Source organism: Desulfosporosinus sp. FKA (assembly GCF_002196785.1).
In the GTDB taxonomy this organism is placed as follows: domain Bacteria; phylum Bacillota; class Desulfitobacteriia; order Desulfitobacteriales; family Desulfitobacteriaceae; genus Desulfosporosinus; species Desulfosporosinus acididurans.
This window is the reverse complement of the sequence record NZ_NAHZ01000028.1, coordinates 434,872-458,277: the sequence shown is the minus strand read 5'-3', so window position 1 is coordinate 458,277 and position 23,406 is coordinate 434,872. Positions and strand designations below refer to the sequence as shown.

The 23,406-nt window shown below is 44.5% G+C and carries 21 protein-coding genes; 19 read left to right on the top strand and 2 right to left on the bottom strand.

All coding sequences use genetic code 11. The annotated features are described in order from the left end of the window. A partial coding sequence (locus tag B5771_RS12765; protein WP_172408262.1) for a PucR family transcriptional regulator ligand-binding domain-containing protein occupies window positions 1–685 on the bottom strand: 685 nt, incomplete at its 3' end. Between the two features lie 380 nt (window positions 686–1,065). Here B5771_RS12765 and B5771_RS12760 point away from each other — a divergent pair. The 10 genes from B5771_RS12760 (at window position 1,066) to B5771_RS12715 (ending at window position 11,902) form a co-directional block, all read left to right on the top strand. Next, window positions 1,066–1,653 carry a cytidylate kinase-like family protein gene (locus B5771_RS12760; protein ID WP_047809870.1) on the top strand — a complete coding sequence of 196 codons (588 nt, stop codon included), beginning with the start codon at window positions 1,066–1,068 and terminating at the stop codon, window positions 1,651–1,653. A 280-nt stretch (window positions 1,654–1,933) separates the two neighbouring features. Continuing rightward, window positions 1,934–3,001: a spermidine/putrescine ABC transporter substrate-binding protein gene (locus B5771_RS12755; RefSeq protein ID WP_047809869.1), complete on the top strand. Its 1,068-nt coding sequence runs from the start codon at window positions 1,934–1,936 to the stop codon at window positions 2,999–3,001. Window positions 3,002–3,047: 46 nt separating this feature from the next. Then, window positions 3,048–3,386, top strand: a complete 339-nt coding sequence (locus B5771_RS12750; RefSeq protein WP_047809868.1) for a P-II family nitrogen regulator — start codon at window positions 3,048–3,050, stop codon at window positions 3,384–3,386. A gap of 29 nt (window positions 3,387–3,415) precedes the next feature. Further along, a complete protein-coding gene (locus B5771_RS12745) occupies window positions 3,416–4,549 on the top strand; it encodes an ABC transporter ATP-binding protein (RefSeq protein ID WP_047809867.1) in 1,134 nt (377 codons plus the stop codon). Next, window positions 4,546–5,424, top strand: a complete 879-nt coding sequence (locus B5771_RS12740) for an ABC transporter permease (protein WP_172408261.1) — start codon at window positions 4,546–4,548, stop codon at window positions 5,422–5,424. Before B5771_RS12745 ends, B5771_RS12740 begins: the two co-directional genes overlap by 4 nt. A 14-nt stretch (window positions 5,425–5,438) precedes the next feature. Further along, window positions 5,439–6,245: an ABC transporter permease gene (locus tag B5771_RS12735; protein WP_088187824.1), complete on the top strand. Its 807-nt coding sequence runs from the start codon at window positions 5,439–5,441 to the stop codon at window positions 6,243–6,245. A 101-nt stretch (window positions 6,246–6,346) separates the two neighbouring features. After that, entirely contained in the window at window positions 6,347–7,825 is a 1,479-nt protein-coding gene (locus B5771_RS12730; RefSeq protein WP_088187823.1) for an aldehyde dehydrogenase family protein, read from the top strand. 3 nt (window positions 7,826–7,828) lie between these two features. Next, window positions 7,829–9,214, top strand: coding sequence for a putrescine aminotransferase (locus B5771_RS12725; RefSeq protein ID WP_282433342.1), 1,386 nt, complete (start codon window positions 7,829–7,831; stop codon window positions 9,212–9,214). Window positions 9,215–9,368: 154 nt separating this feature from the next. Continuing rightward, a complete protein-coding gene (locus tag B5771_RS12720; protein WP_088187852.1) occupies window positions 9,369–10,499 on the top strand; it encodes an iron-containing alcohol dehydrogenase in 1,131 nt (376 codons plus the stop codon). A gap of 53 nt (window positions 10,500–10,552) precedes the next feature. Beyond that, window positions 10,553–11,902, top strand: a complete 1,350-nt coding sequence (locus tag B5771_RS12715) for an aspartate aminotransferase family protein (protein ID WP_088187821.1) — start codon at window positions 10,553–10,555, stop codon at window positions 11,900–11,902. Between the two features lie 330 nt (window positions 11,903–12,232). On the opposite strand, the gene B5771_RS12705 is transcribed toward B5771_RS12715, so the two are convergent. Next, a complete protein-coding gene (locus tag B5771_RS12705; RefSeq protein ID WP_242966826.1) occupies window positions 12,233–13,321 on the bottom strand; it encodes a response regulator in 1,089 nt (362 codons plus the stop codon). A gap of 196 nt (window positions 13,322–13,517) precedes the next feature. Here B5771_RS12705 and B5771_RS12700 point away from each other — a divergent pair, with 196 nt between their 5' ends. The 9 genes from B5771_RS12700 to B5771_RS12660 all read left to right on the top strand — a co-directional run bounded on the left by B5771_RS12700 (window position 13,518) and on the right by B5771_RS12660 (window position 23,301). After that, a complete protein-coding gene (locus tag B5771_RS12700) occupies window positions 13,518–16,223 on the top strand; it encodes an ATP-binding protein (RefSeq protein ID WP_242966825.1) in 2,706 nt (901 codons plus the stop codon). 17 nt (window positions 16,224–16,240) lie between these two features. Next, window positions 16,241–17,323 carry a response regulator gene (locus B5771_RS12695; RefSeq protein ID WP_088187819.1) on the top strand — a complete coding sequence of 361 codons (1,083 nt, stop codon included), beginning with the start codon at window positions 16,241–16,243 and terminating at the stop codon, window positions 17,321–17,323. Window positions 17,324–17,566: 243 nt separating this feature from the next. After that, window positions 17,567–18,829, top strand: a complete 1,263-nt coding sequence (urtA, locus tag B5771_RS12690; RefSeq protein WP_047809858.1) for an urea ABC transporter substrate-binding protein — start codon at window positions 17,567–17,569, stop codon at window positions 18,827–18,829. Window positions 18,830–19,029: 200 nt separating this feature from the next. Then, window positions 19,030–19,935, top strand: coding sequence for an urea ABC transporter permease subunit UrtB (gene urtB / locus B5771_RS12685; RefSeq protein ID WP_088187818.1), 906 nt, complete (start codon window positions 19,030–19,032; stop codon window positions 19,933–19,935). Window positions 19,936–19,964: 29 nt separating this feature from the next. Continuing rightward, window positions 19,965–21,074, top strand: coding sequence for an urea ABC transporter permease subunit UrtC (gene urtC / locus B5771_RS12680; protein WP_088187817.1), 1,110 nt, complete (start codon window positions 19,965–19,967; stop codon window positions 21,072–21,074). Window positions 21,075–21,109: 35 nt separating this feature from the next. Further along, complete coding sequence (urtD, locus tag B5771_RS12675; protein ID WP_088187816.1) at window positions 21,110–21,871, top strand: urea ABC transporter ATP-binding protein UrtD; 762 nt, start codon at window positions 21,110–21,112, stop codon at window positions 21,869–21,871. Beyond that, complete coding sequence (urtE, locus tag B5771_RS12670; RefSeq protein WP_088187815.1) at window positions 21,859–22,551, top strand: urea ABC transporter ATP-binding subunit UrtE; 693 nt, start codon at window positions 21,859–21,861, stop codon at window positions 22,549–22,551. Before urtD ends, urtE begins: the two co-directional genes overlap by 13 nt. Before the next feature lie 27 nt (window positions 22,552–22,578). Then, window positions 22,579–22,881, top strand: coding sequence for an urease subunit gamma (locus tag B5771_RS12665; protein WP_047809854.1), 303 nt, complete (start codon window positions 22,579–22,581; stop codon window positions 22,879–22,881). Window positions 22,882–22,938: 57 nt separating this feature from the next. Continuing rightward, a complete protein-coding gene (locus B5771_RS12660; RefSeq protein ID WP_088187814.1) occupies window positions 22,939–23,301 on the top strand; it encodes an urease subunit beta in 363 nt (120 codons plus the stop codon). Window positions 23,302–23,406 lie beyond the last annotated feature (105 nt).

Here is a 23,406-nt window from a genome sequence, read left to right as displayed (position 1 = left end):
TGTCACAATAACAAATCAGTGTAATAACCCTTTCCAAGGAAAGCTGTTTCTGCGTCGTATTATAGACAAGAATGTGCATATTGTCATATTGGAACAGGTGATATTTCAGACTGTAGCTGTTTAGTGGTGAGGTAATTATGGTTGTATCTGCTAAATTACGGATTACGAGAACCCTGTAATCTCCTGTAGTTTCGAACCCAAACTGATTTAGAGTGCGGAGAGTATTGTCTTGTACCGGCATCTGATTAATGGCGTTCTGAAAGGTTGCACTGAGTTGATTTTCCCAATTGTTGTCATAGAGAAGGAGTTTGCAGAAATCCTGTAAAATGTCCACTAAATGTATCTCCCAAGGCATAGTGAAGAGCGGAAATCCGTTGATATTGCAAAACTCGATAATTTCTGGAGTAATATCTTCCTTACTAATATACTTGCCTACATTAAGCACGATGCCGCTGCAATTGTGCAAAGCGATCGTACGGATGAAGTGATACAGATTAATGTTGTTTTGCGTAAAAAGCCCTGTGGTAATAACCAGCTCTCCACCCTTTAAAAATGAAACGGTTTGAATATCTTCGGTGACATATACCCAGGAAGTAGCATTGTTCAATCCGTTTTGCCCACCAAGGATGGTCAGCATGTATTTTGTTCTTGCAGACTCATATAACGTTTTTACTTGTGTCCGCATAGGGTTTACCTCCTTGGCAGATTTTTTAGAGTATATCATACTAATATTACTAATTAAAGAGCGAACTCGCTTTCGCTAAAGCAGAGTACGGGGGCCCCACTCCCACTTAAGAAGTGGGAGTTTCCGATTGGATGAAATAATAAGCTGAATTCTAACTGAAGTTGTCCAAGGCCTTTGGGAAAATGCTTGATACTCTTATCTGGGGGAGGCATTGTTGCTGGATGATTACCCAAAGGGCTAATGAATTGTACTGGGAATACAAAAGAAGACGAAATATTTGTAGCGTGGAGCCATTGGATTTTAATTTATTTGTGCTAAAATACTAACATAAACACAACAAGATTTCTCCAAAGGGATGATTAACTACGGGACAAAAATTTGTGGTTACTATAGCACGGCAGTTTGGCAGTCTAGGTCGGCCAATTGCCCGCAAAGTCAGTGAAACGTTGGGCATCGAATATTACGACAGAGAGATCGTGGAATTTACTTCAAAGAAGCTGAATCTTCCGGTTTCAACCATAAGTGATGAAGAAGAAAGTGCAAACTCTGCATTTTTCAACATGAGTTACCCGTTGGGTATGGGGACTAACGAAATTCAGGATCAAATATTTGCTGTTCAGCGAAAAATTATTACGGATTTTGCGGAAAAAGGGCCGTGTATTATTGTCGGTCGGTGTTCAGATTATATTCTCAAAGATTGTACGGAGATTATTAATGTATTTATCTATGCACCGTATACCGCAAGACTTTGTAATTGTGTGGAGATGCTCGATATGCAACCCGCCGAGGCAAAGAAAATGATTGCTGCTGTAGACAAAGCTAGGGACGCATATCACAAACACTACTGTGGCTACTCTATGTCAGATAAAGACTTCAAGCATGTAATGCTGGATTCCAGTCTGCTGGGAGTCGAGGGAACCTGTGATGTGCTCGTAGAAATTATAAGGAAGAGATTCAATTTGAAATAATAGGATCTCAAAAAATCATGCAACAAACAACAATGGGGTTGTTTCGCTATAGGCGAGACAACCCTCTTTTCTTGTACTATCAGAAAGTATAACCTTCGGTTAAATACTTTCCTCTAGCATAAGTGCAACTAACCTGCCGCTTTCGCCAGAGGCTTAGCGCCAGCTAAGTTTTCTTTATCCTGACATAGGTGTTGGCTTAACAACCGTTTTTATTGTTAAGTTTTTATAAAGAGATAACTAACACAACTATTATTTTAAATTAAAGTAAGGAGGAATTTTCATGAAACGTATCTTATCCTTGGTTATGGTGGTGCTCTTGACGTTTGGAGTGGTATCTCTCGGCGGCTGCGGTTCCAGTAAAACTACGAGTGACGGCAGCGATACTAAAGAACTTAATTTTTTTCAATGGACTGAGTATACCCCGCAGTCAGTGCTCGATTCCTTCAAAAAGAAGTATGGCATCACAGTCAAGATGAGCAACTTCTCTTCTAACGAGGAAATGATCGCTAAATTACAAGCGGGCGGACTCTCACAGTATGATGTCGTCGTACCCAGTAATTACGCTGTTAAAGGCATGATAGCCCAAAATCTTATTCAGCCGATTAACAAAGATAATATCCCGAATTTCCAAAACATAGATGACAGCTTTCTCAACCGTGATTACGACCCGGGAAATAAATACACAGTTCCGTACCTTTCCAGTCCGGTTGTTCTGGCGGTTAACACTAAAAAGGTGACGAAGACCATCACCAGCTATAACGATTTGCTTGATCCCTCGTTCAAAAACCAGATCGTCGTTGTTGACGATGAGCGGCCCATTATCGGAGCCGCCTTGCTCGCAACAGGCCACTCGCTCAACGATACCAACGAAAATGATCTTCAAGAAGCTGAACGTTGGTTAAAGAAGCTCAGACCAAATATTAAGGTATTTGACAGTGACAGCCCTAAAACCTCTTTGATTTCAGGAGAATGCTCTATTGGCCTCATCTACAATGGCGAAGCTGCTCTGGCCATCAAATCGAACCCGGATATCAAAATTGTTTGGCCTAAAGAGGGAATTTCCGGGCTTACTATTGATAACCTCTGTATCGTTAAAGGTACCAAGCATGAAAAGGAAGCAGAGATGTTCATTAACTACATCCTTGATCCGAAAGTTAGTAAATTAATTTCCGCCGAGTACCCCTATACCAATCCCAACAAAGCTGCCCATTCATTGTTAGCGAAAAGTTATCTTGACAACCCAGCCAGCAATATTCCCTTCGACAAGATTAAAAGCAGCGAACTTCTTAACGATGTAGGGGCCTCGTTGAGCCAATTTGATAGAATCTGGACAGAATTTAAGGGTTGATGAATCAACCGGGTACAGCTAAACCAGAAAAGGGAGTGGAAACAAGATGGTAAAACTTGAAATAATCACTCGTTCCGAGAAACTCGTCGATGTAAAGAAAATCCTTGCTAAGCACGACTATATCGGCCTTACAGTCACAGCCGTTATGGGCTGTGGTCACCAAAAGGGCAGAATCAAGGAGTTTGAAGGACTTAACCTCGAGATAAACTTACTGCCTAAAGTTCAGGTGATGACGGTCGTTTTAGATGAGGATGTTGAGGAGATTCTTACTGAGCTCCACGAAACAATCTCGACGGGTAACGTAGGAGACGGCAAAGTGTTCATTTCCGATGTCCGCGATGTCATGCGTATACGAACCGGAGAGAGAGGAGAGAAAACTCTGTAAACCGACACAAGCAATAAGGAGGTGCCCGCATGGCACAAGTATCTGATAAGGTTATGGTTGAACTGCGCAATGTGGATAAATTTTATGGTGCTAACAAGGTCGTCAAAAACCTAAACCTTCAGATACGGGAGGGTGAGTTTTTAACGATGCTCGGGCCTTCCGGCTGTGGCAAGACGACAACCTTGCGAATGATTGCCGGATTTGAAGCCGTGACCTCAGGCGCTGTGATCATCGAAGGTGAAGATGTTGGGAACAAGGCACCCTACCAGCGTAATGTCAACACTGTGTTCCAGAATTATGCCTTGTTCCCTCATATGAACATCTATGACAATATTGCTTTTGGGCTAACTGAGAAAAAAGTCAAGAAAGAGGAAATCCGACAGCGGGTTGGCGAGATGCTTTCCTTAGTGCAGATGGATGGCTACGAGAAGCGGATGCCTTCCCAGTTGTCTGGCGGACAGAAACAGCGTGTGGCTATTGCCAGAGCACTTGTCAATCGACCTAAGGTTTTGTTGCTTGATGAGCCTCTGGGTGCGTTGGATCTTAAACTGCGCAAACAGATGCAAGTTGAACTCAAGCACCTCCAACGCCAACTGGGTATTACCTTTGTTTATGTAACACACGATCAGGAAGAGTCCTTAACCATGAGCGATCGCATCGCAGTCATGAACAGCGGTATTTTGGAGCAGATCGGCCCGCCTGATAAGATCTATAATCAACCGGCAACGAAATTCGTCGCGGATTTTATTGGTGAATCGAATATTTTTGAGGCTTCGGTTGGAAGTGTCGACGGCGACAACCTCAATGTTATCTTTGAAACTGGCAGCGCCGAGGTCAGCGCAGCAGGGTTCAGCCATGACGAGATGGTCTATATCTCAGTGCGCCCTGAAAAGCTCAAATGTTCTGCTGCCGTTGTGCCCGGTTTCAACATCAGGGGCACTGTCAAAGAACATATCTATGTAGGTTCGATTATCAAGACAATCATTGAACTGCCTAATGGTCAGGAACTTAAAATGAGCCTGCTGGCAGGCACACCGCTGATTTCCCCAGGCGAGGTCGTTTGGGTCTATTGGGAAAAGGACAGTACCGTTGTTCTCCATACCCATGAGGAAACGCTCTATAATCTCATAGAGCAGGTCCCGAAAATCGAGGTGAGTGTATGAATACAGTCGCACTTAAGAAGCGAAGGGCTCTTTCCCGAAGCATTCCCCTTTTCCTGATGGTTGGTCCGGTTATCCTCTGGCTTCTAATTTTCGTCGCCGCTCCCCTGGGATATATCCTTGTCATCAGCTTTATGAAAAAGGGTACTTATGGGGGAGTCGTTGCGAATTTCAATTTTCAAAACTACCTGCGGATCTATGATCCCCTTTACCTGAAGATCTTTTTTGTTTCCATTGTCATTGCTCTGGCAACCACGGTACTCTGCCTGGTAATAGGCTATCCTTTCGCTTATATCATTGCCAGAGCCGATGACCGCAACAAAAGTATTCTGCTTTCCCTAATTATGCTGCCCTTTTGGACTAACTCACTCATTCGTACCTATGGCTGGATAATTCTGCTGCGGACGAACGGTACCTTTAATACCCTGCTGCTATCAACGCACTTGATTTCTCGGCCACTCCAGATGCTTTATACAAACGGAGCTGTGATGGTCGGAATGGTCTATACCCTGTTTCCGTTTATGGTATTGCCGCTTTACAGCTCAATCGAGAAACTTGATCGTTCTTTACTGGAAGCCGCCAACGATCTCGGTGCCAAGCCGCGGCGAGCCTTTTGGCGGGTGACGCTCCCGCTCACCGTTCCGGGTGTTTTTGCCGGCTGTATCCAAGTCTTTATCCCGACGCTTGGTTACTTCTTCATTAGTGACTTATTAGGAGGCGGCAATTCCGTCCTCGTTGGCAATCTTATTAGAAACCAATTTCTTGCGGCGAGAGATTGGCCCTTTGGCGCAGCTCTATCGATTCTCCTGATTGTCTTCACCATCGTCTTGATGAGAGTCTACAAGCACTTCGGCGGTAGTCTCGAAAATATTACTTAAGGGGGGGTAAGGTTATGAATTCAAGCAACAAACAGTTAACCAAGCTCCTGTCGGCGGTCTTTGTGACCCTAATCTATATTTTTCTCTACCTGCCCATCGCGATCATTGTCTTTTTCTCGTTTAATTCCTCTAAGCTCAATATCGTTTTTCAGGGATTCACTCTCCAGTGGTACGGCGTTATGCTGCAGAACACAGATCTTATGTCGGCCTTGGAAAACACAGCGATCGTAGCCTCCGCTACTGTCGTCATCTCAGTTTTTATTGGCACTCTTGCGGCTATAGGAATGTTTCGCTATGAATTTAGGGGTAAAAGTATTGTCGACTCCTTTCTCTATATCCCCATTGTTATCCCCGAGATCGTTATGGGCATCTCTTTGCTCGCCTTTTACCACATTCTAAATATTAGTCTGGGTATTACGACGCTGATTATTGCCCATGTCACCTTCTCGATGCCTTATGTTGTTGTTACGGTGCGTTCACGTATTGCCGGCTACGACATGTCTGTGGAAGAGGCTGCGATGGACCTGGGTGCTACCCGTCTGCGTACTCTTTTACGCATTACTCTGCCGATCATTGCCCCAGGAATTCTCGCCGGTGCTATGCTGGCACTTACGCTATCCCTCGATGATGTGATTGTCAGCTTTTTTACCACCGGTGTGGACAGCATGACACTGCCCATCTATATTTTCAACAAGGTCAAAACCGGAGTCTCGCCGGATATCAATGCCTTAGTCACTGTGATTATCCTGATCACGCTCTTAATACTTGTGTTTATGCGAACCTTCGAGGCCAAAACTTCCAAAAAGGGTCAGGTTGGATGACAAAATGCTTTCCCGATATGTTGTGCAGCAGTCGTCTAGATTTAATGATCCCAGAAACATAATTATAAACTGCAAATTAATTTCGAGAGAGGAGCTTATGCATGGAAAGTTTCGAAAGAATGTATATTGACGGTCAATGGGTGCCGGCGCTTGACGGTAAGACCCGAGACGTTATCAATCCAGCCGACGCCAGTGTTCTGGCAACCGTAGCCGAAGGCGCTGCGGAAGATGTGAAGCTTGCCGTCGCTGCAGCAAAGAGGGCTTTTTATGAAGATGGCTGGATGGCGACGTCTCCAAGTGAACGCGCCAGATTTATGTTTGCCCTCGCCGACGCCCTGGAAAAGCGGACGGAAGAATTTGCCAAGCTGGAAACTCAGAACAATGGCAAAGCCTTGCGTGAAGCTCAGTGCGATGTCAGTGACGCGGTGGCTTGCTTTAGGTATTACGCCGGTCTTGCCACCAAGCCCCATGGTCAGACTTTCGATGTAGCTGATCCGATGCAGACTTTGGTTGTTCGCGAGCCCATCGGTGTCTGCGGACAGATCGTTCCTTGGAATTATCCGCTGTTGATGGCTGCCTGGAAATTAGCACCGGCCCTCGCGGCAGGCAACACAGTTGTCTTTAAGCCTTCAGAGCTAACACCATTAACAGTTATCAGGCTTTTTGAACTTATTGACGCAGTGGGTTATCCCAAGGGGGTTGCTAACCTGGTGCTGGGTGCCGGTGATACAGTAGGGCACGAGATTGCTGCCAATTTCGATATTGATAAAGTCGCCTTTACAGGCGGTACTAAGACAGGACGTTCGATTATGATGGCTGCAACAGGCAACATTAAGAATATCTCCCTCGAACTGGGCGGTAAATCGCCGAATATCATTTTTGCTGATGCCGATCTGGAGGCAGCTGTGGATTGGACTCTTTTTGCCATCTTTGTAAACCAAGGTGAGGTTTGCAGCGCAGGCTCCAGGCTCCTAATTGAAGAGAGCATCCATGACAAATTCCTGGAGAGGCTTGTCGAGCGGACCAACCAAATCAAGGTTGGGCCGGGGCTGGAGGAGGACGTCGAAATGGGTCCCTTGATCAGTGAAACGCACCTAAACCGGGTACTTGATTACATAGAACTGGGGAAAAAAGAAGGTGCCAGGCTGGTGTGCGGTGGAAACCGAATTCTGGATAGCAGTTTAGAAAAGGGATACTTCGTAGAACCTACGATTTTTACCGACACCTCACCAGAAATGCGCATTGTTCAAGAAGAGATTTTCGGACCGGTGTTGGTTGTCCAAAAATTCAAAGATGAACAAGAAGCCATCTCCATGGCCAATAACACGATTTATGGACTGGCAGGCGGGGTCTTTACGCAAGATGGCGCTAAAGGACTCCGTGTCATTAAAAAGCTGCGGGCAGGTATTACTTGGATCAACGCTTACAATCCAACGTATAACGAAGCTCCATGGGGGGGTTACAAACAGAGCGGTTTGGGTCGCGAACTCGGCACCTTTGGTTTTGAGGAATATACCGAGGTGAAACAGATTAACATCAATCTCGAACCGTCTCCCCTCGGTTGGTTTAAAGAACGATAAGAAATTTATGAGGCAAGGAAAGAGGAGTTTAGAATGAGTAAAGAGCAGGCACTAAAAGAACTTGACAGGGCACTCGGTTATATTACCGGCCACGAGCTCAGTAAAGAAGATAAGGGAAGAATCGTCGAAGATGCAATAGAGAACTATAACAACTATGTTAATCCCGGCTGGCTTAAATACCGCAAATCGGTTTCTACGAATGCCGCCTTTGTTGAGTGGATGGATCACGACTCTTATTTCTACGATGTTTACGGTGAGGAATTCATTGATTGCTTAGGCGGGTTTGGTATTTATATGTGCGGTCATAGAAATCCGGAAATCTTAGAGGCGGTGGAGGCACAGCTTCACCGGCAAGCATTGCACAGCCAAGAACTGCTTGATCCGCTGCGCGGTTATCTTGCCAAAGCCATGGCGGAAATAACCCCCGGCGACTTGCAATACTGCTTTTTCACTAATGGCGGTGCCGAAGCAGTTGAGATGGCGCTTAAACTCGCTCGTATTGCCACGGGCGGCCGCTGGTATATCTCCACCATCGGAGGTTTCCACGGTAAATCAATGGGGGCTCTGTCAATGGGGGGGAAGGGTACTTACCGCATTCCCTATCTGCCGATAGTGCAGCAGGTGCAGCACGTGGAATATGGAGTGGCAGCGGATATCCGTAAAGCAATCAAAAACCTCACAGCTGTGGGAGAGGGAGTAGCGGCTGTTATCCTCGAACCGATCCAGGGCGAAGCCGGTGTTATCCTCCCGCCTCAAGGCTATCTTCGGGAGGTTCGCCAGATCTGTGACGAATATGGGGTCTGTTTAATCTTTGATGAAATCCAGACCGGCATGGGGCGGACGGGTTCTATGTTTCGCTGCGAGGAAGAAGGGGTAACCCCTGATATCATGACCTATGGTAAGGCCTTCGGCGGAGGCATCATGCCCATCACAGGCATTATAGCCCGCCCTCATCTGTGGACTCAGGAACTCCAGGATAATCCTTGGATACTTGGTTCACCAACTTTCGGCGGCAATCCCCTGGCCTGCGCCGCGGCAATTGCCACGATAAACTTCATGCTCAAATATGACATACCGCAGCAGGCAAAAGAAAAAGGTCAATATCTGATAAGAAAGCTAAAGGAGGTTCAGGCTAAGTATCCGCGCGTTCTAACTGAAATCCGCGGTATTGGCTTGATGATTGGGGTTGAGTTCCCCAAATCAGAGATCGGCTATATCGTGGCCAAAGGCATGTTCGCACGACGTGTCATGACAGCCGGAACTCTCAACAATTCTAAGGTAATCCGCTTTGAGCCTGCAGCGACCACTTCTTACAAGGATTTTGACATCGTTGTCGAACGCTTTGAGCAGGCAGTTGCTGAAGCGGATAAGCAGATTGATTCGCTCTAATAATCCACGCTCCCCTAAGGCAAGTGCGATCATCTTAGGGAAGGTTTGGTCGATGTGAGAAAGAGAACATCTTAGCAGATTTGCACCAAAACCAGAAATATCATGGGGAGAGATGCTGAGCTTCTCTCCCCGCACTTTTGGAGGATCAATTATGTTGGAATTTCAATACCATTTGCCGGTTAATTTCGTGTTCGGCTGCGGAAAATCAGATACCATAGGCAAAAAGGCGGTCGCACTGGGCAAGCGTGCTCTGATCGTCACTGGCGGCAGCAGCACCAAACGCTCCGGCCTTTTGCATAAGATTGAAACACTTTTGCAAGAGAACAAGGTTTCCTTTTGTTTATTTGACAAGGTCACCCCGAATCCTTTGACTACCACAATCTACGAAGGGGCAGCACTGGCAGCTGCGGAGGGTTGCGACGTTATCATCGGCGTAGGTGGAGGCAGCAGTATCGACGCTGCGAAGGGTATCGCCTTTCAAACCGTTAACAACGGTGATATCAATGACTATGTTTTTGGCCGGAAATTCAGTGATCAAGCCTTGCCTGTGATTGCCATACCGACCACTTGCGGTACGGGAAGTGAAGGAAACGGTTTTGCCGTAATGACCAATCCGGAAACTATGGATAAAAAATCTTTGCGCTGTAAGGCCATTGTGCCTGCCTGTTCCATAATTGATCCGCTGCTTATGACTACTCTGCCAAAATCCATCCTGGCTGGCGTTGGTTTTGATGCCCTTTGTCACAGTATGGAAGGATGGTTGTCCTCTCTAGCGCAGCCGTTGACCAGAATGCAGGCTTTGGAAGGCATCCGTCTCAGTGCCCATAGCCTGGGTAAAGTATATGATGATCCGTCAGATCTTGACAGCTGGGAGCAGCTGTGTTTCGCCAGTACACTAGGCGGAATGGTTATTAATACAGCAGGAGTTACAGCACCTCATGGAATGGAACATCCTGCCAGCGGTCTAAAAAATATTGTTCATGGCAGGGGGCTAGCAGCCCTTGCCCCAGTAATTTTTGAAGAATCAATCAGTGGTGCACCTGAGAAATTTGCTATCATTTCCAAACTTTTAGGTGGCAAAGATGAAAAGGACTGTGTACCGAAAATTAGAGAATTACTTACTAAAATTGATTTAGTAACGACCCTGGGCGAGCAAGGAATTACTCTGGAAGATGTGGATTGGATGGCGGAAAATTGCCTGAAAGTTTCTGCAGCCGGTATCGCCAATCATCCGGTTGTCTTTAGTTTGGAAGATATCAAACGGATATACCGGAAAGCCATATAAAGAAAATGTTCCTTTTCATATTTTTAAATTTTATAGTTAAGGAGATAATTTATATGCTTAGAAATGCTTTGCCAACAATAAATACACCTTTGCCGGGCCCGAAGGCCCAAGCAATCATCGAAAGGAGAGGGAAAGCCGTTCCAAATGCCATAAACTGTGTTTATCCCTGCGTAATCAGCAGAGGAGAAGGTGCAATGTTGGAAGATGTGGATGGTAATATTTTTCTTGATTGGGTGGGAGGAGTAGGTGTACTGAATATAGGGTACAGTCATCCTGAATTAATTGAGGCTGTCAAAGAACAATCCGATAAATATTTCCATGCTATGATGAACATAGTGACTCATGAAGGATATATTAAGCTGGCAGAAAAAATGAACCACATTATCCCCGTCAAAGGTGAAAAGAGAAAGACAATGTTTGTAAACTCCGGCGCAGAAGCTGTTGAAAATGCCGTTAAAATTGCTAAGTCTTATACAAAGCGGCCTAATATTATCGTATTTTCGGGCGCTTTTCATGGCAGGACTCTGCTTGCTTCTGCTATGACTTCCAAAAAGGCTTATTCCTCCGGTATTGGTCCATTCCCAGATGGGGTATACCGTGCAGAATTCCCCTATCTCTTTAGAGGACCGCAAGGATATACGGAAGAAGAGAAAATTGCTTATTATGCGGATAAATTTAAAAAAGTATTTGAAGAAGCATCACCGCCAGAATATGTGGCTGCAGTTGTTATCGAGCCTGTGCAGGGAGAGGGTGGCTTTATTCCTGCACCTTTAGAGTGGGTCAAGGCGATCAGAAAACTATGTGATGAAAACGGTATACTAATGATTGCCGATGAAGTTCAAACGGGCTTTGCTCGTTCGGGTAAGATGTTTGTTTCAAACTACTGGGCTGAGGCTGGTTATGCTCCAGACATTATTACAACTGCAAAATCTATTGCCGGCGGAATTCCACTTAGCGCCGTTACAGCCAGTGCCCAAATTTTTGACGGTGTTAAGAGCAGTATTATCGGAGGTACTTTCGGCGGAAACCCTCTTGCCTGCGCCTCTGCCCTAAAAGTTATAGAAATAATTGAGCGGGATAACTTGTGTGAACGTGCTTTGGATATTGCTGAAAAATGTAAGAAAAAATTTAACCTGTGGCAAGAGCAATATGAAGAGGTTGGCGACATAAGAGGTATAGGTTGTATGATGGGCATTGAATTTGTTACCGATAAAAAGAGTAAAAATCCTAATCCCAAATTGGTTTCGGATATTGTGAAGTGTGCGGCATTAAATGGCTTGATCATAGAAAGTGCGGGAATTTATGCAAATGTCATAAGATTTTTGTGCCCACTGGTTGTTACTGATGCTCAGCTCGAAAGGGGATTGCAAATCTTAGAGTCAGCCATTGAGAAATGCAGATAGAATTGAATTTGCTATCCTTTTGAACTGGGAAACAGGGTATGCCAGTCAAAGATAGGAGTAAAGGTATGGAAGTTATTTATGAAATCAAGTGTCAACATTGTAACAATAAAATTAAGATTAGCAATTCTGAGCTGAAAGGCGTTCATACGTTTCACGACGGTAGTACCTATATGTATTTTCGGTGTCCGGAATGTGTAAGAATATGTCATTGCTTTAAAGAAAGAGATAATAACAACATCAAATTTTGTAATATGAATTTTATGGGCAGCAAATAGGAATAGAAAGAGTTAACCCCACTTATAGCACAGGCCAAGTTATTCGCCTGTGCTTTTAGGTTTTGGGCAAACTGAAGTAAAATGTTGCCCCTTCATCAACCTTTCCTGTCATCCAGGCTAAACCATGATGTCTCTTAAGAATTTTTTGGACGATGGCCAGACCGACACCGGAGCCTTCGAACTCATTTTGCGAATGGAGTCTCTGAAAGACGCTAAATAATCGTGAAGCATAACGCATATCAAAGCCTGCACCATTGTCTTTGACAGAGATGGTGAATTCAGTCTCATTTTCTGAAGATGAGACTTCAATACAAGCATCTTTGCGATTGCGGGTGTATTTTAAAGCATTGGAGAGGATATTGATAACGAGGAGTTTAATCATGACTGGGTCACCTCGAATAATGGGGATATTATTAATTATAAAGTTTGCATTTCTTAAGGGTTCAAGTTTGATGAGCTCGTCGTAAACTTTCCTGAATAATTGCTCTAAATTAATAGGTTCGATGTTCATCGGCATTTCACTCATTCTTGAGAGCTCAAGTAAATGGTCAACAAGTTTGACAACTTCCTGCGACTTTTGCTGAATGTTATCAATTAGTTCCAGGCCATCGTTATCCAGTAGAGTTGAGTAGTCTAAAGCCAGGTATTCTGTGAGTTTTCTGAGGGAGAGCAGCGGAGCTTTTAAGTCATGAGCAACGGTATAGCAAAAACTATCCAGTTCTTGATTCGCTTTGATCAAGGATTCTGTTTGTTTTTTAAGCTTGATATGGGTATGGACTCGAGCAAGAAGTTCTGAAGTATTAAAAGGCTTAACGACATAATCCTGGGCACCGAGTTCAAATCCTTTTTTAATACTTTCCGCATCATTGCTGGATGTCAGGAAAATAATGGGAATATAGCTAAAATCACTTTCGGTTTTAAGAATTCGGCAGATGTCGAAGCCATCCATTTCCGGCATGTAGACATCTAAGAGGATAAGATCCGGAGGATGCTGCTCAATTAACTTAAAAGCAGTACTCCCTTTGGTAGCGATGCGCACTTTAAAGTTGCTTTCCCGCAGCATCATTACAGCTGTTTCAATATGTTCCGGTGTATCGTCCACCAGGAGGATTTCTGGTTGATTCATTGCTTGGGTAAAATCCAAAAAGACCAGCTCCAATTGATTTGATAGTAAAATTCTAAAGGAAGGGTTCTGCTAAAACAAGTCAGAGGCTAAAGCGGTCCTTGCTTAGGGTCTGATTCTATTATATAATACATTTAATCTATTGGGTATTAAGGCAACGGAGCCTGTTTGAAGGATCAAACTCGCTCCGTTGCTTTTTTTATTGGAGATGAGTCAAATGCCATCAAAAATTATCATCAAACAATCGACAATTAGTGCCTTAATGGTAGGAATCTTTTTTCTTATTGCCATCCTGCTGGGAAGCAGTGTTGTTTACATGAGTTCAAGCATTAAAGATGAACAGAATGCCGAAAAAAGAAGAACAGAATTTAAACAACTGGGCATTGATTTAGCCAATGCTTCGGATTATTTAACGGATGAAGCGCGCAAGTATGCGGTAACCAATGATAAGACTCATATGAACAAATACTGGGAGGAGATCAACGTTACCAAAACACGGGATCATGTAATCTCTCGGCTGGCGGAACTACACTCTCCCAGTGAAGAAATGGCCTTGTTGGCTGAGGCGAAAAAGAATTCAGATGCCCTGGTGAACACGGAAAGACATTCCATGCGGCTTGTACTTAATGCTTTGCAGGAACCGGAGGCGCAAATGCCGCCAGAAGTGGCTTCCTACAGTTTAAGCGCCGAAGATCAAAAACTAAGTGCTGAGGAAAAGCTGGCTAAAGCACGGGACATCATGTTTGATGCTAAATACGATGCCGACAAGCGGAGCATTATGAACCCCATCGATAAATTCCAGCAGATTATGAATACCCGCTTGGAAGCAGAATTGGAAAGTGCCCGGAATGCCACCCAAAGGGCTGCTATCCTGCAGGCAATCTTGGCAGTTATTATTATTGCTGCGGTTGCGGTATTGCTGCGAATTCTCTTTACACAGGTGACGTTTCCCATCAGGAATTATACCGAATTGTTAAAAGTATTTTCCTTTAACAAGGAAAACTTCAGCTTGTTGGCGGAAGGCTCCCTGGAACTCAGATTGCTTGCCAATACCTTTAATGACTTATACCGGTCCTTTCAGGAGGAATTAGTCAAGCGAAAACACGCCGAAGAAAAAATGAAAACTGCTAAAGAAGAAGCCGAAAAGGCTAATAATGCTAAAAGTGAATTTTTGGCCAATATGAGTCATGAGATAAGGACGCCGCTGAATACAATTATTGGCTATCTCTATTTACTTGATCATACCGAATTTACGCTTAAACAGAAGCAATACATGCAAAATGTAACTATGGCAGCTAAGAGCCTATTGGGGATTATTAATGAAATTCTTGATTTTTCTAAGATTGAAGCCGGTCGGATGATTCTCGAAGTTGTGGAATTCAACCTATACGAGATAGTCAGGGAGATATGCAGTTTGTTTGAACTTGAAGCTCAGCACAAAGGCTTAAGTTTTCACTGTGAAATACAAGGGGATGTTCCGCGCTATGTAAAAGGGGATGTGACAAGACTCAAGCAAGTTCTTTTAAATCTCCTATCCAATGGAATTAAGTTTACGGACAAGGGAAAATTGGAAGTTTTAGTTGAAGTTATAAAAAGCGGCGGCAGCCAGGTTTACCTTCGTTTTAGTATTTCTGACACTGGAGTAGGCATACCTGAGGAACAAATGAAGCATTTGTTTGAGGTATTTACCCAAGGGGATGCCTCTACTTCCCGAAAGTATGGGGGAACCGGCTTAGGGCTGGCTATATGCAAAAAAATTGTCAGTCTCATGGCGGGGGAAATTAGTGTCCGTAGTAGAACGGGAAAAGGATCAACCTTTTGGTTTACGGCAAAATTAGAAATCGCCGGTTATGTAGCGACATCTTCTCAAAGCGAAAAACTAAACTCGCGGCTGTTTGCTGCTAAAAAACTTCTTTTGACGGAGGATAATCAAATAAATTTACAAATGACCCAAGAGATTCTCGAAAACCTTGGATTTGAAGTTGACACAGCTCAGAGCGGTTTTGATGCAGTATCCCTGGCCGCAAGAACCCGTTATGATGTCATTTTGATGGATATTCGAATGCCTGAAATGGATGGCTATGAAACGGCCCGGCGTATCTTAGAACTTAAGGGTATAGATGCTCCGCCGGTTATCGCCTTATCGGCAGATGCTGTTGAGGGGGTTGCTGAAAGGGTTAAATCGGCAGGAATGAGCGGCTACTTAACGAAGCCCCTAAACCCTGGGAAACTGATTGAAGAGTTAAGAAACTTTCTGTACCAAGGATCAACTGAATCGATTGAATCGAGCGGATTGACGGAACAAGCCGTAACAGAAGAAGGTAATTCGAATACATGGATCGATTTTGAAAGTGTCCTGGCGCGCTTACAAGGCAAGCGGGAAGGCTATAAGCATATCCTGGAGAGATTCCTGGCTACCCATAAAAATGATCATAATCAATTAAGTTTACTTTTGACAAAGGGGGATTTTGCTGAAGCAAAAATACTGATCCACACACTTAAGGGAATTTCAGCAACTATTGGAGCAAGGAAACTGAACGAAGTATCCCTGCGCTTAGAAAATGCTCTAGGCAGCCGAAATGAAGAGATGATGGCTCAAGAAATAAATCAGTATGCCAAAGTCTTGGCAGCAACTTTAAAAGCTGCAGCTCAGTTTGTTGCTGACTCCCCCCTAGCTGCAGAAGAATTTTCTGTAAAAAATAAAACTGTTTATAACGAGCTGGATAGACTTGTTAAGCTTCTGGAAGAAGGGGATGCTGAAGCGACGACTGTGTTTGCAGCTTGTCAGTCTTTTCTGAAGTCAGGGTTGAGTAGTCAGGACTATAACCAACTGAGTGAAACAATTTTTACGTACAATTTTGAAGAGGCCGCAGTTCAGCTAAAGAACGTTTTAACTCAAAAGAGTGCGGCCTCGACAGCCTAGACAAGGAGGTTAGGCAGGTGTTTAAAGTCTTAATTGTTGATGATGATAAAGCCGTAAGGTACATGTTAAGGAGATATAGAAATTGGGCAGATTATGGATTTCAAATGCAAGAAGAGGCTTGTGACGGTAAAGAAGCCTTGCGAAAACTGGGAAATTGTCAAATTGATCTTGTCATAACCGATATAAGGATGCCGGGGATGGACGGGATAGAGTTCCTCAGCGAACTGCGGGAGCGGAAATGGGATATTTGTACCATTTTGTTGAGTACGCACAGCGATTTTGAATATGCCAAACAAGGAATACGCTTAGGGGCCTTTGATTATATGACCAAACCCCTGGAGGATGAGATTCTCAGCGAAGCTTTACAAAGAACGAAAGACTATTTGGAGGAAAGAAACCAACAAAGAATAAGGGCTGAGGAAGAACATAGACTGATTGAAGAAAGCCTGACTCTCTTTTACCCTAAAAATCGAGAAAAGCGAATTGCAGATTTTATCCTCCAAGGAAATTGGGGAGCATTGACTGAAGCGGAAATGGTATTTGCGGATTTAAGTGAGTTACTGGATCAAGACCTGTTTAAGACGGCCAAGTTACTGGAAATCATGCTTTTAAACGTAACCGGAACCATATTCCAGGAATACTCCTGGCTCCAGAAGGTTGAAAACGAGGCTTTTGACCATGCTCTTCAGGATACCCATTCATTGAATGCGCTGAAATCGGAGTTTCTGGACCGCATTAAAGAATTGGTCAATGTAATAAAGAAATATGAGCTTCATCAGAGAGACAGTATGCTCAGAAAAGCCTGCCAATACGTAATTGATCATCTAGGCGATGATCTTACCCTCGAGTCAATTGCCCATGAAGTCCACGTGAGCAAAGACTATCTAGGGAAGGTTTTTAAACAAAAAATTGGAGTGAACTTTAATGATTACGCTACAAAGGTCAAAATGGAATATGCCAAGCACTTGCTTGGAACCGGCAAATATAAGAACTATGAAGTGAGTGAAAAACTTGGCTACAGCAGTCCGGATTATTTTTGCCGACTATTTAAGAATTACACCGGTTTTACTCCGTTACAGTTTCGAAAGCTGGAAGGGTAAAATTTTTTAACCGTTTTTTTAGGTAAAAAAAGCTGTTTTGTAAGGTTTGATTTCTCTTGGATAAATGCCAAAATGAATATAGTTTAACTGGCAAAGGCGCTGAGGATAAATGTTTTGTACCTTTAGAGGTAGAGAAAACATTTTTTACAGCGCCTTTTTGCTTGGTTCGATAGCGCTATCGCAACTCTTCAGCATTGATCGCGGCCAATCATGCTGTCTTAGCTCAAGGGGAGGATGGAAGATATGAAAAAGATTTTAGCGACGCAACTAAAAAAACGCCTAACGGGAGTGATTTCCCTGACACTTGTTGCCGGATTACTGCTAACAGGCTGTGGAGCCGCTCAAACTAGTCAACCGGCGGCAACTACAAGTTCAGGGAACACTTCAGGTAACACAATTAAAGTTGGAATTCTTCATTCCTTAAGCGGAACGATGGCTATTAGTGAAGTGTCGGTCAAAGATGCGGAAATGATGGCGATTGATGAGATTAACGCGGCGGGTGGAGTATTAGGCAAAAAAATCGAGCCGGTGGTGGAAGACGGCGCTTCAGACTGGCCTACTTTCGCTGAAAAGGCCAAGAAACTGTTGCAGCAAGATAAGGTGGCGACTGTCTTTGGCTGCTGGACCTCAGCCAGCCGCAAAGCAGTATTGCCTGTATTCGAAGAAAACAATGGCTTACTTTGGTATCCGGTTCAATATGAAGGGATGGAATCATCCCCCAACATTTTCTACACCGGGGCTGCGCCTAATCAGCAGATCGTTCCGGCGGTAGAGTGGCTGTTCAAAAATAAAGGCAAGAAATTCTTCCTGCTGGGATCGGATTATGTATTCCCCAGAACCGCCAACAAGATTATTAAAGCCCAGCTTAAAGATTTAGGCGGCGAAGTGGTTGATGAAGAATACACACCACTTGGGTTCACCGACTATAGTACCATCATCAACAAAATTAAAGCCACAAAACCAGATGTTGTTTTCAATACTTTGAATGGCGACAGCAACGTTGCGTTCTTCAAGCAGCTAAAGGATGCAGGGATCACTTCTAAAGACCTGACAACCCTTTCAGTAAGTGTCGCTGAGGAAGAAGTCCGTGGTATTGGCGCCGCCAATATGGCCGGGCAACTGGTTTCCTGGAACTACTATCAAACAACCGATACCCCGGAGAATAAAGAATTCGTGAAGAAATACCAAGCCAAATATGGGGCTGACCGTGTAACTGATGATCCGATTGAAGCAGCTTATGATGCCGTGTATTTATGGGCTGCGGCTGTCAAGAAAGCAGGCTCCACCGATGTGGATAAGGTTCGGCAGGCTGCTAAAGGAATTGAATTCCAGGCACCGGAAGGCCAGGTTAAAATCGAGGGTGAAAATCAACATCTATGGAAAACGGTCAGAATTGGTGAGGTTGCCGCCGATGGCTCGATTAAGGAGATTTGGAGCACCGGCAAGGCGGTCAAACCTGATCCTTATCTAAAATCCTACCCTTGGGCTAAAGGACTCAGCAATTAGAAGAATTCATGTTCTTAATGATGGCTTAAATTGTTGGTTTAACGGTGCAGGCTTATTGCCCTCCGCCGTTAAACCCCAGCCTTATAAAGAAAAATTCGGCTGGTGCCCAAAAACACTGCCATCGCACTTGTTAGCCTTTGGCGAAGGCGACTGCCTAGTTGCACTTATACTTCTAATAGTATGGAGAAGGTGGTGGAAGAATGGGAACTTATCTCTTGCAAATTTTTAATGGAATCAGCGTTAGCTCTATTCTTATATTAGCCGCACTGGGACTAGCCATTACGTTTGGTTTGATGAAAATCATCAACATGGCCCATGGTGAGTTCATTATGATAGGTGCCTATGTAACGTATCTCATGCAGAATCAATTCCTGCATTTGCCTAAAAGCCTATTCGGATTCTACTTCATATTGGCTATTCCTGCGTCGTTTATCGTTTCCGGTCTTGTCGGCTTTGTCTTGGAACGTACGGTTATCCGGCACCTTTACAATAGACCGCTGGACAGTTTACTGGCAACCTGGGGTGTTAGCTTAGTACTTCAGCAGCTGGCTCGCAATATTTTTGGCGCACCGAATGTTGATGTGAAAAGTCCGGCCTGGCTGGACGGCGGACTTGTCCTCAGCCAAGGACTGCAATTGCCTTATAAGCGGCTGTTTATTATCGCTCTGGTCATTGTTTGTCTGCTCAGTATGTTTCTCCTGCTTTACAAAAGCAAAACCGGACGAAGAATCCGGGCAGTCATGCAGAACCGGGAAATGGCCGAGAGCATGGGGATCAATACCCGCAGAGTAGACGCTTACACGTTTGCTATTGGTTCAGGGTTCGCCGGAATTGCCGGCTGTGCTTTAACCTTACTTGGTTCAATCGGCTCTACCTTAGGGACGAATTATATTGTTGATACCTTTATGGTTGTTGTTCTGGGCGGAGTAGGAACCCTCGTGGGAACAGCGGCGGGGGGGCTTTTAATCGGGACGGCGAACACGACCCTTGAATTTTTGACTAATGCTTCTCTGGGTAAGGTCCTGGTCTTTATCTTAATTATTACCTTATTGCAGTGGAGGCCTAATGGGTTGTTCAATATCAGCAGCCGTTCTTTAGATGACTAAGGATGCTGATGATGGAAAGGGGGATGACAATGACTGAGGCCAATGATCGAAATTCGCAATTTGATTTTCGACGTTTAATAAAATCTAAAGAGTTGCTTGTGTTCGCTTTCCTTATTTTACTTTTAGTACTTGCTCCCTTATTTTTATCGATTTTTAGAGTCAATCTACTGGGAAAATTTATAGCGTATGCTATTTTGGCAATTGGATTAGATTTGATTTGGGGATTTACCGGTATTCTTAGTCTTGGGCATGGCGTTTTCTTTGGACTTGGAGCATATTGTATGGCCATGTACCTCAAATTAGAAGCCGCCCAAGGGAAACTGCCGGATTTTATGTCTTGGAGCGGCTTGGAATCTCTCCCCTGGTTTTGGAAACCCTTTACGAACAGCGTTTTGGCCATCGCCATGGCCATCTTGATTCCAACTGGGTTGGCTTTCGTAATTGGTTTTTTTACCTTTAAGAATCGTATTCGGGGAGTTTATTTCTCTATCTTATCTCAAGCTTTGGCTATTATTTTTAGTGTGCTTTTTGTTGGCCAACAGGCTTACACCGGCGGAACAAACGGTCTGACAAACTATAGAAGCATCATGGGTTTTTCTTTGTCAAACGATACCACAAAGCTTACTTTATATTACATTTCCTTAGCTCTTCTTGTTGTGACTTATCTCTTCTGCAACGTTTTAGTTAAACGAAGAATCGGCAGGATCCTTGTCGCCATCCGGGACGGGGAAAACCGAGTAAGGTTCTCGGGGTATAATCCGGCTACCTATAAAATTTTTGTCTATTGTTTGTCTGCGGCCATTGCCGGCCTTGCCGGTGCTGTCTTTGTGCCTCAAGTCGGTATTATTTCTCCGGCGGAAATGGGGATAGTGCCCTCGATTGAAATGGTTATCTGGGTGGCGATTGGCGGCCGCGGAACACTGATCGGCGCTGTGATTGGGGCAATTTTGGTCAATGCCTTGAAAAGCGGAATCAGTGACAGCTTTCCGGATGTCTGGTCGTACTTCATTGGTTTAGCCTTTGTCTTTGTTGTCTTGTTAATGCCCCAGGGGATTGTCGGGCTGGTCAAAGAAATGGCTCGGAAATTTAAGCAAACCCCTAACCATACCGAGCACCTAAGTACGGATAAAGCGGCTTAACCCGCGGAACAATAGAATTGAAAGGCGGTGGGGACATGGATTCCATTTTGCAAATTGATAATTTAACGGTCAGTTTTAACGGATTCAGGGCTGTAAATCATGTTAAGACAGAGATTGAGAAAGGTGAGATTCGTTTTTTTATCGGACCCAACGGCGCCGGCAAAACAACGTTGCTCGATGCCATTTGCGGGCGGGTTAAGCCTCAATCCGGACAGGTGTTGTTTTCTGGTAATCTGGATGTCACTCGCTATTCGGAACACGAGATTGTTAATATCGGCATAGGCAGAAAGTTTCAGGTGCCTTCCGTATTTACGCACATGAGCGTTTACGAAAATATGGAACTTGCGGTGGTCAAAGACAGGTCGTTATATTCGTCTGTTTTTCACAAACTGAACAAAGAGCAACACGAGAGAATTGAAGATATCTTAGTGACAATCGGTTTATATAAAAAACGCTTGAACACCCCCAAGGCCTTATCTCACGGGGAAAAACAGTGGCTGGAGATTGGCATGCTTCTGGCCCAGGAGCCCAAGCTTATGCTTTTAGATGAACCGGTTGCCGGTATGGGCCGTTCCGAAACGGATGCCACCGGGAAACTTTTGGAAAAAATAGCTCAAAATTGTACCATCATCGTTGTGGAACACGATATGGAATTTGTCAGAGATTATGCCACGAAGGTTACGGTCTTGCATGAAGGGGCAATATTGGATGAGGGAAGTGTCTCTGAGGTTCAAAGCAATCAAAAGGTAATCGATGTATACCTTGGACGGGGTGGGGAAGGCGAATGCTTGATGTAACAAAACTAGAGGCCAATTATGAAGAAAGCATCATCCTAAATAATTTAAATGTGCAGGTTCCTAAAGGGCAGGTGGTCTGTCTTCTTGGACGCAACGGGGTGGGCAAGACGACGTTCTTAAAAAGTATTATGGGCTTGGTTCGTACCCCTAAGGGAAGCATTAAATTTAACGGTCGTGAAATCATTGCGGAACCTACGTATTCCAGGGTGAGGCAAGGGATTAGTTATGTCCCACAAGGGAGGGATATTTTTCCCCAGTTATCGGTTCAGGAAAATCTATTGCTTGGCCTTGAGGCCCTTGGCGGCAAGGGAAGTATTGATGAAACGGTTTACGACTTGTTTCCGGTTTTAAAAACCATGCTGCAACGAAAAGGGGGAGACTTAAGCGGGGGGCAGCAGCAACAGCTGGCGATTGCCCGAGCCTTGGTAGCTAAGCCCCAATTATTGATCCTCGATGAACCAACGGAAGGAATTCAGCCTTCTGTGATCCAGGAAATCGGCCGGGTCATTAAACAATTGAAACAGGCAGAGAACTTAACGATCCTGATTGTCGAGCAGTATCTGGACTTTGTTGTGGAGGTTTCCGACTATTATTACGTCATGGAAAAAGGACGCATCGTGGCCAAAGGTTTCACTCGGGAAATTAATAAAGAGGAAATTCAGAAACTCTTGGCCATTTAAATTTAGATCAGGAAAGGGGGTTAGGGGATGCATCTTAGTCCGGCCGAAAAAGATAAATTATTAATTTATACTGCAGGACAGGTGGCGCGTGACCGTTTAAACCGGGGCTTAAAATTGAATTATCCGGAAGCTGTATCCTTGATCAGCGCCGAACTCTTGGAACGAATTCGGGAGGGTTATAGCGTCGCCCAGCTTATGGAACTGGGGCTAAAGATCTTAAGGCGTGACCAGGTTATGGAAGGGGTCCCGGAAATGATTGAGGAAATTCAGGTTGAGGGAACCTTTCCCGACGGGACGAAATTGGTGACCGTTCATCATCCGATCCTTTAGATTCAGGTTTGGGTTTGGAGATAAGAATAGGCTTTTTGCTAAAGGAGGTAAACGTTAATGATACCGGGAGAGGTTAAATTGGCCGAAGGCATTATCGAGGCCAATCAAGGGCTAAAAACAGAAATCCTGGTTGTAGAAAATGCCGGAGACCGGCCCATCCAGGTGGGATCGCATTTTCATTTTTTTGAGGTGAACAAGTATTTGATCTTTGAGCGGGCTTTAGCCTGGGGCATGCGTTTAAATATTCCCTCGGGGACCGCAGTTCGCTTTGAACCCGGGGAAAGACGCACGGTACACCTTGTTCAATTTTCCGGTAAAGGGCCTTGGTTGGGAGCCAATAACTTAACTTCCGGCTGTATGGACAAGTCGATATGCATAGAGCGGGCTCGAGAGCAAGGGTTTAGCCAAATCGGAATTTAGGCAATCCCAGCAAGGATGAGAGCCTTCTCCCGGGCTTGTCAACAAAATCATTCGTGCGGATCATTTTGCCGACATGTCCCGACGAGAGAATATGAGGAGGAATGG